The organism is Pelagibius sp. 7325 (assembly GCF_037652055.1).
Lineage (GTDB): Bacteria > Pseudomonadota > Alphaproteobacteria > Kiloniellales > Kiloniellaceae > Pelagibius.
Window position 1 is genome coordinate 129,261 of the sequence record NZ_JBBKAH010000012.1, and the last position, 12,018, is coordinate 141,278.

The window sequence follows — 12,018 nt, forward strand, 5'->3', positions numbered from 1 at the left end:
ATGCGTTTGTGACGCCGGACAGCCATCCGATCTTGTGACAATCCAGACGCTTCGCCTAGACTCCCACGCAAAGGTGGCTGGAACCACGGTCGGGCCGCCGGCAAGAGAAATGGGAGGCCATCATGAAGCGCCTGATCGTCATCGTTCTCGTCGCAGTCTTCGGATTCCAGTCCCTCGCGATTGTACCAGCCCAGGCGGCTATGGTCGCGACCGGCGACGTCATCACAGAGGACGCCTCGCTGGCGAGTGATCGTGACCGGCTGAACACCCTGATGCAGCGTGGCGAAGTCCGCCAGGAACTGCAACGCCAGGGTATTGACCCGGACGAGGCGGCGGCGCGCGTGGCGGCCCTCTCCGATGCGGAAGTGGCGCAGGTCACAGCGCGTCTCGATGAGCTGCCGGCGGGTCAGAGCGCCATCGGGGTCATAGTTGGCGCCGCGGTCCTCGTCTTCATCATCCTTCTGGTCACCGACCTGCTTTGCCTGACCCACATCTTCAACTTCACCCGCTGCGCGAGGTGAAGCTCTGCGCGATGGCCGGTCCCCTCCGCAAGGGAGGCTTGATCGTTGCTCTGCTGCTCGTCGTGGCGGCCTGCTCCGCGCCGCAGACGGCGCGGCTGGTTGAGGCGCCGGGCGAATTGCCGTTACGGGCGGCGCTCGACTCGGTGCCGTTCTTCCCTCAGGAAGCCTACTACTGCGGCCCGGCCGCACTGGCCATGACCCTGGCTTGGTCGGGCCTGAATGAAACGCCTGACAGTATCGCACCGTCGGTCTACACGCCCGGGCGGGAGGGGTCGCTCACCCCCGACATCGTGGCGGCGGCACGGCGCAAGGGCCGGCTGGCGGTGGAGATTCGCGGTCTCGACAATCTGCTTGCCGAGGTTGCGGCTGGAAATCCGGTTCTCGTCTTTCAGAACCTCGCGTTGCCCTGGTGGCCACAGTGGCATTTCGCCGTAGTGACCGGCTACGACCTGGAGCGGCGCGAGATCATCCTTCATTCTGGCACCACCGAGCGCCTGGTGACGCATCTCGATGCCTTCGAGCGGACCTGGGGCCGCAGCGGCCAGTGGGCTTTGGTGACGCTGCCGCCGGACCGGCTGCCGGCGAGCGATGACCGCCGCGCGGTGCTGTTCGGTGCCGCAGGTCTGGAGCAGGCCGGGCAGCAGCAGGCCGCCGTTACGGCGTACCAGGCCATTCTGATACGCTGGCCCGATGAGACGGTTGCCTGGATCGGCCAGGGCAACGCCTGGTTCGCCCTCGAGCATTACGCAGCGGCGGAAGAAGCTTTCCGGACCGCGATCACGCGTGCGCCGGAAACGGCAGCCGCTTGGAACAATCTCGCCTATGCGCTGAGCCGCCAGGGGCGGCGCCGAGAAGCGATCGAGGCGGCCCTACAGGCAGTGGCCCTGACAGGCGGCCACGCGGTCTATCTCGACACGCTGACGGAGGTTTCGGAAGCGTCCCAATAGCGTCGGGGAGCGGCCCTTGGCATCTGCCATCGGAGCTAACCGATCGCGCCGTCTGCGGACATCGAGATGTTGAGAGGGAAAGTGCCGCGATGCAGCGGCTGTGAGTGACAGAGGATAGTTTTAGTCCTTCGCCAGGTCATCGGCGAAGACGATGCGGTTACGGCCCTGGCTCTTGGCCTCGTACATCGCGGTGTCCGCCTTGCTCAGCAGCTCTTCGCGGCTGCCGGCGTCGCTCGGATAGAGGGCGATGCCAATGCTGGCGCCGATGGTGATCGGCGGATCGGCTTCCTCGACCGTCAACTTCAGAGACTCGAGAATACGCTCCGCCACCAGGCGCACGCCGTCCAGGCCGTTCTCCGGCTTCATCGCCGCCAGCACGGCGAACTCGTCGCCGCCGATGCGCGCGACGAAGTCGCTTTCGCGCACCGAGGAAGTCAGCCGCAGGGCGACCTTGCGCAGCAAGGCGTCACCGCCGGTATGGCCCAGGATGTCGTTCACCGGCTTGAAGTTGTCGAGGTCGACGAACAGCAGCGCCTTGGCGGCGCCGGCGGCCTGGGCGACGCCCAGCGTCTGCGTGAGATAGTCCGAGAAATAGCGCCGGTTCGGCAGCCCGGTCAGCTCGTCGTGCCGGGCCTGGAAATCGCTGTGCTGGCGGCTCTTCTCGATCTCCTTGTTGCGCAGGGCGAGATCCTCGGCCATGTGCACCATCTGCTGGGCCTGCTGCTCGACCATTGCCCGCTCGAGGTCGATGTCCTCGAGGTGGCGGGTCATCTCGCGGTCTTTCTCTTCCAGCGCCTCGCGGGTGCGGGTGATCTCGGTGATGTCGGTGTAGGTGCTGACGAAACCGCCCGAGGCAAGAGGGCGGCCGGTCACTTCCAGCACCGTGCCATCGGGTCGCGTGCGCCGGAAGTTGTGCGCCTCGCCCTTGCGGGCGCGCGCCAGGCGTTCGGCCACCTGCGCTTCGACGTCCCCGTCCCCGTACTCGCCGCGCTCGGCATTGAGACGGAAGAAGGCCTCGAGCGGTGTGCCGATCTGGCCGAGCCGGCGCGGGAAATCGAACATGGTGAGGAAGGCGTCGTTGAAGGCGACGAGGCGCAGCTGCGCATCGAAGATCGACAGGCCGATGTGCAGCGTGTCGAGTCCCTCCTGGATCGCGACCTCGCGGTCCTCGATCCGGGCGTTCGAAGGTTGCTTGCCGTCGAACACGCGTTCCCACCCTTCGCGTGAATTTCCCCACAGGTACGCGCCCCGCGGACGGCACGGCCCGTTATCGTCGGACCGGCATCGTTCCCCGTGAGGCGCCGGCATTGTCGCGCGGTTTGGTAAACGCGGGCTTAACCGGTTGAGAAAGTCGTCCGGGAAATTCGCCTGAACCGGTGGTGGTGCCGCCGGAAACGGTTCAACCTATTGATTCCACAGCATCCGCCGAGGCCGGGCGATGCGCGTCTGCGGTGTGGGTTCAGCCGGTCTTGGTGGCGGCCAGGGTGGCCTCGTCCAGTTCGACGCCGAAGCCCGGCACATCGCTGAGCTGCAGCCAGCCGTCGTGATGATCGAAGGTCTGGGCCAGCAGGTAGTCGCGGCGCTCCAGGCTCCATTCCGGCGGGTCGAAGGGGAACTCGAGGAAGGCGGTCTCGCCGAGGCCGGCGGTCAGGTGGGCATTGGCGACCACGCCGAAGCCGTTGGACCAGGTGTGCGGGGTGAAGGCGACGCCGAACTCGCGCGCCATGACGGCGACGCGGCGCAGGCCGGTGATGCCGCCGACCAGGGCGCAGTCCGGCTGTACCACGTCGAGGCAGCCCTCGGCGATGAGGTCACGGAACTCGTAGAGCTCACGGGTCATCTCGCCGCCGGCGATGCGGACATCGACGCTGTCGCGCAGCCGCTTCATGCCGGCGCGGTCGGCGCGGTGCAGCGGCTCCTCCATCCAATAGATGTCGAGGCGCTCCAGTTCGCGCGCCACGGCGATGGCATCCTTCAGCGTCCAGGGCGCCTCCGTGTCCCACGGCATGCGCCAACCCTGGTTGCAGTCGACCATCAGCTCCAGGCGGGATCCCACCCGCTCGCGCACCGCCTCCAGCGCGGCGATGTCGTCGCGCCAGTCGCCGCCCCGACTGCCCCGGTGGAAGCGCACCTTCATAGCGGCAAAGCCCGCATCGGCGAAGCGCTCGGCGGTCTCGGCCATGGCGCCGGGGTCGCGCAGCACGCCGGAGGAGGCATAGGCGCGCACGCGGTTGCTGCGTCCGCCCAGCAGGCGCCACACCGGCTCGCCGGTGATCTTGCCGGTGAGGTCCCACAGCGCGAGGTCCAGCGGCCAGCACCGACCGTAGTGGAACTGGATGTGCGAGAGCACCTCGTAGTGACGCTCCAGGTGCCGGGGGTCCTGGCCGATGAAGAGGTCCTCGTGGCCCGCGAGGCCCAGCATGAGGTCGCCGGAGCCGATGCCGACGCGGCCGTCGCTGTCGGTCACCCGCACGACGGAGACGTCGAAGCGGCCGCGCGGCCGACCGTCCCAACTCGCCACGAAAGGCGGGTCGAGCGGCAGGCGGTGGTGGCTGACGTCGATCTTGGCGATGGTCGGCATGAAAGGCCTTTCCCGGTTCAGGCGAGTGTCATGAGGGCGGCGGCGAAGCGGTCGATGTCGGCGTCCGTGACCTCGCGCGCGGTGGAGCGGCGCATCGGCTGGTTCTCCGGCGCGCGCATCTCGCTGGCCAGCGTTGCCGCGTCGAAGATCTTGAAGGCTTCGGGCAGGCGCCGCGCGACGCCGCACTGGGTCATCAGGTCGCTGTACCAATCCGGCAACTGGTCGGCACCGGCAAGGCCGCAGGCCTTGGCGGCGGCCGCGAATTGCCCGTCATCGGTTTTGACCGACCACGCCAGCGTCGCCTCCAGCCCCAGCGCGGTGGCGAGCCCGTGGTGCACCGGCGCCAGACCGGCCAGCGCGTGGGAGATGTTGTGGGCGACGGCGGTGCCGCAGTTGTCGATGGCGATGCCGGCGAAAGCCGAGCCGAGCAGCAATTCGCCGCGCGCCGCGAGATTCTGCGGCTCCTTCACCGCGGTTGCCAGCGCGCCGGCGATCAGCGCCAGGGCCTTGTGACTGGTGAGGGAGTTGCCGACGGTGGCGTTGCGGTTGGTGCAGGCTTCCAGCGCATGCACGAAGGCATCGAGGCCGGTCCAGGCGGTGAGATGGGGCGGCAGCGTGAGCGTCAGTTCGGGGTCCAGCACGACGCGCTTGGGCTTGGTTTCCTGGCCCCAGATCCACAGCTTCTTGCCGGCCGTGTTGGCGAAGACGTTGGTGGCCGAGAGCTCCGAGCCGGTGCCCGCCGTGGTCGGCACGCAGATCGACGGGATGCCCCGGGCCGGCAGCGGGTTGGCGGCCAGCGCATAGTGCATGGCGTCTTCCTCCGCCGGCGCGATGGCGGCCGCCACCTTGCCGATGTCGAGCGCCGAGCCGCCGCCCAGCGCGATCACCGCCTCGGCACCCTGGTGACGCGCCGCCTCGGCGGCGGCGTCGATCTGAGCGGCCTTGGGCTCGCCGGCGATCTCGGCGTAGAGCGTGACGCTCGCGCCGGCCGCTTCGAGGGCGCGCTGGATCGGCGCGGCAAGGCCGAGGGCGACCAGCGCGGCGTCGGCGACGACAAGGACACTGCTGCCGCCAGGCGCCACCGCCTGGACGTCAGCGGCCAGCGCCTGGGCGCGGCCGGGCCCGAAGTGGATCTCCGGCACGGCGTTGAGCGAGAAGGGGGCGGGGGAGAAAGTCATGCAAGGTCCTGCGCCGCGGGAAAAGCCAGCCCCGCCATTAGCGCAGACCGGCAAGGCCGGCAAGCGTCTCGCCGCCGCCCGCGTGTCGCTTCAGGACTATCTTGCTTTCTGGGACTTGCTTTCTGGGGCCTGCTTTCCCGGACCGGATTACCGAACCGCGACGCCGGGTCCGTCCGCGGCGGGCCGTGCCTGGGCCTGTGGCAGCGGGGCGGCGCTGATCACCACGCGCTCCCGGCGTTCGGCGGCCGGCGCGGTCTGGCGTGCGGCAGCGGTGCCGGCCTCGGGGCATTTCTTGATGGCCTGGCCGGCGACCAGGGTGCGGCGCAGGGATTCCAGGAAATCGACGGCGCCATCGTCGTCGGCGCGGGCGCGGGCCATCTCGACCGCCGACTTGGTGGCGCGGGTCTTTTCCGCCAGCTCGATCGCGGCGGCATCGTCCAGCCGTTTCAGGTCGCTGATGGTACGGATGCCGTGCTCGCGCATCTCTTCGGCCACCGGGCCGAAATAGAGCACCAGGCGCGCCTGCAGCTGCCAGTCGATCAGCTCCAGCGGCTGGTAGGGCGTGGTGAACAGCAGCTGCACGAACTCCGCATTGGCGAGATCGAAGCAGGACTCGATGCCCTCCTCGGCGAGGCGCAGACGGTCGTTCACCGAGATGCCCTGGATCAGCTCCAGCGGCACTTCGCGGGCGGCCGACACGGCCGGGCTGAGAAGGGCGTTCATGCGGTCGGTCAGGTACTGCAGTGCCCGCTGCGGGAAGATGCCGATCATGAAGGCCAGCGCCGGCAGGAAGCTGCTGGAAACGCCGGCCTCGCCGCCGCCGGGACCGGCGATGTCGGGCAGCATGTGATAGACCATGAGGGCGATGATCGCCGCGAAGATCATGCGGGTGCCCAGGCCGTAATAGACCGCGGGCATCAGGTCGCTGGTGTAGTAGCGGTGCAGGATGTGCTGCAGGCCCCAGAGGTAGGCGCCCAGGAAGGCCATGCCGAAGAACAGCAGGGTGCCGGTCTGGTAGGCCTCCATGGCCTTGAGGTCGGTTGATTCGAAGGCGCCGAGCAGGAGCAGGTTGGGCTTCTCGTTGAGGCCGAGTTCCATCCCCAGCATGACGGCGGTGAGGCCGAGCAGGGTCACGACGGATGTGAAGCAGACGGCGTAGAGGAAGTGGCTCTCCCGCGTTTCGCGCTTGTAGATGTGGTAGTAGTGCTCGTAATCCAGCCCCAGCGCGCGGCAGTCCTCGCGCAGCTGCCGCCGGCGCACGTCGCGTCGCACCACGTAGAAACTGACGGCGGTGAAGGGGATGAACAGCATCAGCACCACCACCACCCCGACCCGGTAGACCACCGAGGCGGAGAAGCGGTCGGCGCCGTCGACGCCGCCCTGCGACCACCAAGTGTAGCCGATCGCGGTCAGCACCAGGGACGCGAGGATGAGGAAGATCAGCGCCGGCTTGGGGCGCATGCCCAGCACGGTGGGCTCGGAGGGGGCGGAGGAGTCCGCGGCGGTTTGAAGACCGCACGGCGGCGGCGCTTCCTGCAGCAGGGATCCAGGCATCGGTGACCTCCCCCGGTTCGGTGGCCCGGTTCAGCGGCGACGCCAAGCCGGGCCGGACCTTGACGATTTGATTAACCATACTGCGGAAGCGATTGGGCCGGGTAGGCAATTCGGCGGTGTCGCCCGGCGCCGGAGCGGTACCCCGCCCGGGCAAGACCCCGTCGGGCCTGCCGCGTCACACGTCGCCGGCGGCGCTGCGGTGGGCGGCGAGGACCAGGGCGAGGGAGAGCACGGCGGCGAGCAGGAAGCCGCAGGCCAGCGGCACCACCGTCTGGTCGTAGAGGCGACCGATGGCCACCGAGAGGATGACGGCGACCAGGCTGGAGATCGAGGCGATCATCGAGGCGCCGAGGCCGGCGACGCGGCCCAGCGACTGCATGGCCATGGCATTGATGTTGCCGAACAGCAGGCCGTTGCAGAAAAAGGCGGCGAAGCAGATCGCCATGAAGGCGGGGAAGGGCGGCACGCCGCCGTGCAGAAGGGCCACCGCCAGCAGCACCGTGGAGGACAGCGTCAGGCCGCAGAGGGCGGTGACCGCCAGCCGGTGCATGCCGTAGCGCTGGACGAGCTGGCTGTTGGAAAAGGCGGCGAGGCCAATGGCGAGCGCGAGGAAGGCGAAGTAGAGCGCGAAGTTCTCGCCGACGCCGTAGAGGTCGATGAAGATCGCCTGCACGGTGCTGAGGTAGAGCAGCATGGCGCCGAAGATGAGCCCGGCCGAGAAAGTGTAGGCCATGACCTTGGCGTGGCGCAGGATGAGCGCGCCGTTGGAGACGATCAGCGCCGGCGAGAAGCGGATGCGCCGGGATGGCGGCAGGGTCTCGGGCTGGCGCCACTGCATCCACAGAGCCACGGTGGCGGCGATGGCCAGGAAGACGAAGAAGATCGCGCGCCAGTCGGCGACGACGAGAATCGCCTGGCCGAGCGCCGGGGCCAGCATCGGGACCAGGATGAACACCATCATGATGAAGGACATGATGCGTGCCATGGCGGCGCCTTGGTACTGATCGCGGATCAGGGCCCGGCTGGCGATCTTCGGGCCGGAAACGCCGATGCCCTGGATGACGCGGCCCAGCAGCACGACCTCCAGGCTGGCCGCCGTCATCGCCACCAGGGTGCCGGCGGCGTAGATCGCGAGGCCCAGCAGGATCGCCCGTTTGCGCCCGATGGCGTCGGACAGCGGGCCGAAGAACATTTCGCCGAACACCATGCCCAGGATGAAGAGCGTGACGATCAGCTGCGTGGCGTTGGGATCGGTGACCGCCAGCGCCTCGCCGATGGCGCGCTGGGCCGGCAGGATGGCATCGATGCTGAGCGCGATCAGCGAGGTCGTCAGCGAGAAAAGAGCAACGAACTCCGGCGTCCTGAGAGCCGGCAGGGCGAGGGAACGGCCAGTCATCGAAGCGGAGTCATTGGACTAAGGGGGCTGTGGGCGAAGCGGTGGCGAAGGGACCGCGAGACTATCGGCTTTCGCCCGCGGTGTGCCAATGCCCATGCCGCAACCCCCGCATGCGGATGCGCAGGTTTCTAGGGCGCCGCCGGCTCCAGGCGGATGAGGCTGCCGCGCCCGCTGTCGGTCAGCAGGTAGAGGAAGCCGTCGGGACCGCTGCGCACGTCGCGGATGCGCTCGCCGAGATCGGCCAGAAGCTCCTCCTGGCCGGTCACCTGGTCGCCGTCCAGTTCCAGGCGCCGCAGGTGCCGTCCGGCCAGCGCACCGACGAAGAGGTCGCCGCGCCACTGCGGGAAGGCCTCGCCCTGATAGAAGGCCATGCCGCTGGGCGCGATCGAGGGCACCCAGTAGACCACCGGCTGGGTCATGCCCGGCGCCTCGGTCTCCTCGGAGATGATGGCGCCGGAATAGTCGATACCGTAGGTGATCTCCGGCCAGCCGTAGTTGGCGCCGGCCTGGAGGACGTTCACCTCGTCGCCGCCCCGCGGCCCGTGCTCGTGCGTCCAGATCGCGCCGCTTTCCGGGTGCACCGCGATACCCTGAACGTTGCGGTGGCCGTAGGTGAAGATCGCCGGCAGCGCGTCCGGCCGACCGGTGAAGGGGTTGTCGTCCGGCACGCTGCCGTCGTCGTTGAGGCGCAGGACGCCGCCCAGGTGGGAACTCAGTTTCTGCGCCTCGGCCATGTAGTTGCGGCGGTCGCCCAGCGTGACGTAGAGCTTGCCGTCGGGGCCGAAGGCGATGCGCCCGCCGTAGTGGGCGGCGCCCGGCGTCTTCGGCTGGGCGCGGAAGATCACCTCCAGATCGTCGAGGGCGCTGCCGTCGAAGCGGGCGCGCGCCACTTCGGTGCCGGCTTGGTTACCGTCCGCGCCGGCATAGGCGAGGTAGAGCAGGCCATTGGTGGCGAAGTCCGGGTGCAGGGCGATATCGAGCAGGCCGCCCTGGCCGCGCGCCGCCACCTCCGGCACGCCGGCAATCGGCTCGCGCTGCAGGGCGCCGTCCTTGAACAGGCGCAGCTGGCCGGCGCGCTCCGTGATCAGGATGCCGCCATCCCCTGGCCCGTTGGCCGGCAGGAAGGCCATGCCCCAGGGGTGGTCCAGGCCGCGGGCGAGGGTGACGCTGCGGAAATCCGCCTGCTCCGAGGACTGGACGGCGTCCTGTGCCGCCGCCGGGACTGCGGCAAGGGTGAGCAGGCAAGCCGCCAGGGCGGCGATGCCGGCTGTCATGCCTTTGCGCGAGGATGCCGGGCCGGATCGGTTTGTGCGGGGTCCGTTCATGCGTCGTGCTCTCCCAGTTGGCCGAGGCGTGCCTTTCTGAGATGGGGCCGGGGCCGGCGGGGTCAATGCGTTTGAGGCGCCCCGCTTCTTGTGCAGGCGCGAAAAGGGCCTTGGCAAGAGGGGGTGTCTTCAGGTAAGAAGGGCTGGTTCGTCAACAAGATTGATTTATTATTGACGGCGAAAGGTGTACCCTCGGGCCAGGCAGCGGAGTCGCCGCCGGGGTGCCGGGCGCACCGAAAAAAGATTTCACGGCCGTAGCTTAGCGGAGTATCCGCCGTTGACCGCACAGACCATCCCCGTCGATCCCTTTGAGCTGATCGTCTTCGGCGGCACCGGAGACCTGTCATACCGCAAGCTGTTGCCGGCGCTGTTCCAGCGCGACCGCGCGGGGCAGATCGTCGGGCCCAGCCGCATCATTGCCGTATCGCGCCGCGCGATGTCCGACGAGGCCTTCAAGCAGGCCGCCCGCGAGGCGATCGAGCGCTACGTCCCCGCCGCCGAGCGCGACGCGGCCGGCGTCGACCATTTCATCGACCGCCTCGGCTATGTCGCCGTCGACGGGGCCGGCGAGGACGGCTGGGACGAGTTGAAGGCGAAGCTCGGCAACGCCGACGCTTTCATCCGCGTGTTCTACCTGGCGGTCAACCCGGAGCTCTTCGGGCCGATCTGCCAGGGCATCCAGCGCCACAGGCTCAACACGCGCCAGTCCCGCGTGGTGATCGAAAAGCCGATCGGCAAGGACCTCAAGACCGCCCAGGCGGTCAACGATGCGGTCGGCGCCGTCTTCGACGAGCATGACATCTACCGCATCGACCACTACCTGGGTAAGGAGACGGTGCAGAACCTCATGGCGCTGCGCTTTGCCAACGCGCTGTTCGAGCCGCTGTGGAACAGCGCCCACATCGACCACGTGCAGATCACCGTGGCGGAGGACATCGGCGTCGAGGGGCGCGCCGGCTACTACGACACCGCCGGTGCGCTGCGCGACATGGTGCAGAACCACATCCTGCAGCTGCTCTGCCTTGTCGCCATGGAGCCGCCGACCTCGATGGACGCCGATGCGGTGCGCGACGAGAAGCTGAAGGTGCTGAAAGCCCTGGTTCCCATCGACATGAGCAACGTCGAGCGGCTGACCGTGCGCGGACAGTACGCCGCCGGGGCCTCGGCGGGCGGCGCGGTGAATGCCTATGCCCAGGAGATCGGCAATGGCTCGCGGACCGAGACCTTCGTGTCGCTGAAAGCGGAGATCGCCAATTGGCGTTGGGCCGGCGTGCCTTTCTACCTGCGCACCGGCAAGCGCCTGGCCAGCCGCGTCTCGGAGATCGTCGTCGCCTTCGAGCCGATCCCCCATTCCATCTTCGGCGTCGACGCCGGCAGCGTGGCGGCCAACCGCCTGGTGATCCGCCTGCAGCCGGATGAAGGCGTGAAGCTGTGGATCATGATCAAGGATCCGGGGCCGGGCGGCATGCGCCTCCGTCACGTGCCGCTGGACATGAGCTTCGCGCAGGCCTTCGGCGGCCGCAATCCGGATGCCTACGAACGGCTTCTGATGGACGTGGTGCGCGGCAACCCGACGCTGTTCATGCGCCGCGACGAGGTCGATGCCGCCTGGCGCTGGGTCGATCCGATCCTGGACGCCTGGCGCAACAAGGGCGACGCGCCGAAACCCTATACGTCCGGCACCTGGGGCCCCAGCGCCTCGGTCGCCCTCATCGAACGCGACGGGCGCACCTGGTACGAGGACGTCGCCTAGTGGGCGGCGACGCCAAATCGCTCGTACGCCACGATTTTCCCGACGGCGCCGCGCTCGCGGTCGCTTTGGCCGATGCTGTTGCGGCCAAGCTCAAAGCGGGCCTTGCCGCGCGCGGCGTCGCCATCCTCGCGGTCTCCGGCGGGCGCACGCCCGCGAAGTTTTTTGCCGCGCTGTCGGCAAAGCCGCTCGACTGGGCCAAGGTGATCGTGACGCTGGTCGACGAGCGCTGGGTGCCGGTCGATCATGAGCGCTCCAACGAGGCGCTGGTCCGCGCCGGTCTGCTGCAGGGGCCGGCGGCGGCCGCGCGCTTCGTCGGACTGGTAAGCGCGGCCGCGGGCCCGGAGAAGGGCCTGCCCGAGATCGCGGGGCGTATTGCCGCGCTGCCGCTGCCGCTGGACGTGGTGGTGCTGGGCATGGGAACCGACGGGCACACCGCCTCGTTCTTCCCGGAAGGCGATCGTCTCGGTGAGGCGCTGGACCCGTCCGGCGGCGCGCCGGTGGTCCCGATGCGCGCGCCGGGCGCCGGGGAGCCGCGCATCACCCTGACTTTGCCCCTCATCCTGGCCGCCGGGGCGGTCTATCTTCATATCGAGGGAGCGGATAAGACGGCGGTGCTCGGCGAAGCATTGAATAATGGCACAGCCGAAGAGATGCCGGTCCGCGCGGTGCTGCGCGCCCGGCGGCCGCCGCCTGAGATCTACTGGTGCCCTTAACGCCAGCCCCCGTGCAGGCACGAACAAAGGGCGCAGGGCCCGGCAACGGC

At 68.7% G+C, this 12,018-nt stretch carries 10 protein-coding genes; 4 read left to right on the plus strand and 6 right to left on the minus strand.

Annotation, left to right across the window (positions count from 1 at the left end; translation table 11 throughout):
- Window positions 1-122: 122 nt before the first annotated feature.
- Complete coding sequence (locus WDC82_RS22175) at window positions 123-521, plus strand: PA2779 family protein (protein WP_340119598.1); 399 nt, start codon at window positions 123-125, stop codon at window positions 519-521.
- Between the two features lie 38 nt (window positions 522-559).
- Window positions 560-1,468, plus strand: coding sequence for a PA2778 family cysteine peptidase (locus tag WDC82_RS22180; RefSeq protein ID WP_340119599.1), 909 nt, complete (start codon window positions 560-562; stop codon window positions 1,466-1,468).
- Window positions 1,469-1,588: 120 nt separating this feature from the next.
- Here the strand turns inward: WDC82_RS22180 and WDC82_RS22185 are convergent, their stop codons facing one another.
- From WDC82_RS22185 to WDC82_RS22210, 6 genes are all read right to left on the minus strand, one after another.
- On the minus strand, window positions 1,589-2,674 hold the full coding sequence (locus WDC82_RS22185) for a diguanylate cyclase domain-containing protein (RefSeq protein WP_340119600.1): 1,086 nt from the start codon (window positions 2,672-2,674) through the stop codon (window positions 1,589-1,591).
- A gap of 253 nt (window positions 2,675-2,927) precedes the next feature.
- Entirely contained in the window at window positions 2,928-4,049 is a 1,122-nt protein-coding gene (locus tag WDC82_RS22190) for a mandelate racemase/muconate lactonizing enzyme family protein (RefSeq protein WP_340119601.1), read from the minus strand.
- A gap of 17 nt (window positions 4,050-4,066) precedes the next feature.
- Window positions 4,067-5,227 (minus strand): iron-containing alcohol dehydrogenase, encoded by a 1,161-nt coding sequence (locus WDC82_RS22195; RefSeq protein WP_340119602.1) that lies wholly within the window; start codon window positions 5,225-5,227, stop codon window positions 4,067-4,069.
- 147 nt (window positions 5,228-5,374) lie between these two features.
- Window positions 5,375-6,781, minus strand: coding sequence for a hypothetical protein (locus WDC82_RS22200; protein WP_340119603.1), 1,407 nt, complete (start codon window positions 6,779-6,781; stop codon window positions 5,375-5,377).
- Between the two features lie 175 nt (window positions 6,782-6,956).
- On the minus strand, window positions 6,957-8,177 hold the full coding sequence (locus tag WDC82_RS22205) for a multidrug effflux MFS transporter (protein ID WP_340119604.1): 1,221 nt from the start codon (window positions 8,175-8,177) through the stop codon (window positions 6,957-6,959).
- A 128-nt stretch (window positions 8,178-8,305) separates the two neighbouring features.
- Window positions 8,306-9,502, minus strand: coding sequence for a PQQ-dependent sugar dehydrogenase (locus tag WDC82_RS22210; protein ID WP_340119605.1), 1,197 nt, complete (start codon window positions 9,500-9,502; stop codon window positions 8,306-8,308).
- A gap of 277 nt (window positions 9,503-9,779) precedes the next feature.
- Here WDC82_RS22210 and zwf point away from each other — a divergent pair, with 277 nt between their 5' ends.
- Window positions 9,780-11,255 (plus strand): glucose-6-phosphate dehydrogenase, encoded by a 1,476-nt coding sequence (gene zwf / locus WDC82_RS22215; protein ID WP_340119606.1) that lies wholly within the window; start codon window positions 9,780-9,782, stop codon window positions 11,253-11,255.
- Complete coding sequence (gene pgl / locus WDC82_RS22220) at window positions 11,255-11,968, plus strand: 6-phosphogluconolactonase (protein ID WP_340119607.1); 714 nt, start codon at window positions 11,255-11,257, stop codon at window positions 11,966-11,968. The genes zwf and pgl overlap by 1 nt, the downstream gene beginning before the upstream one ends.
- The last annotated feature ends 50 nt before the right edge of the window (window positions 11,969-12,018 follow it).

Coding starts and splice junctions, on each gene's coding strand:
- WDC82_RS22175 (WP_340119598.1), top strand. CDS start 123: ATGAAGCGCCTGATCGTCATCGTTCTCGTCGCAGTCTTCGGATTCCAG.
- WDC82_RS22190 (WP_340119601.1), bottom strand. CDS start 4,049: ATGCCGACCATCGCCAAGATCGACGTCAGCCACCACCGCCTGCCGCTC.
- WDC82_RS22195 (WP_340119602.1), bottom strand. CDS start 5,227: ATGACTTTCTCCCCCGCCCCCTTCTCGCTCAACGCCGTGCCGGAGATC.
- WDC82_RS22200 (WP_340119603.1), bottom strand. CDS start 6,781: ATGCCTGGATCCCTGCTGCAGGAAGCGCCGCCGCCGTGCGGTCTTCAA.
- WDC82_RS22205 (WP_340119604.1), bottom strand. CDS start 8,177: ATGACTGGCCGTTCCCTCGCCCTGCCGGCTCTCAGGACGCCGGAGTTC.
- WDC82_RS22210 (WP_340119605.1), bottom strand. CDS start 9,502: ATGAACGGACCCCGCACAAACCGATCCGGCCCGGCATCCTCGCGCAAA.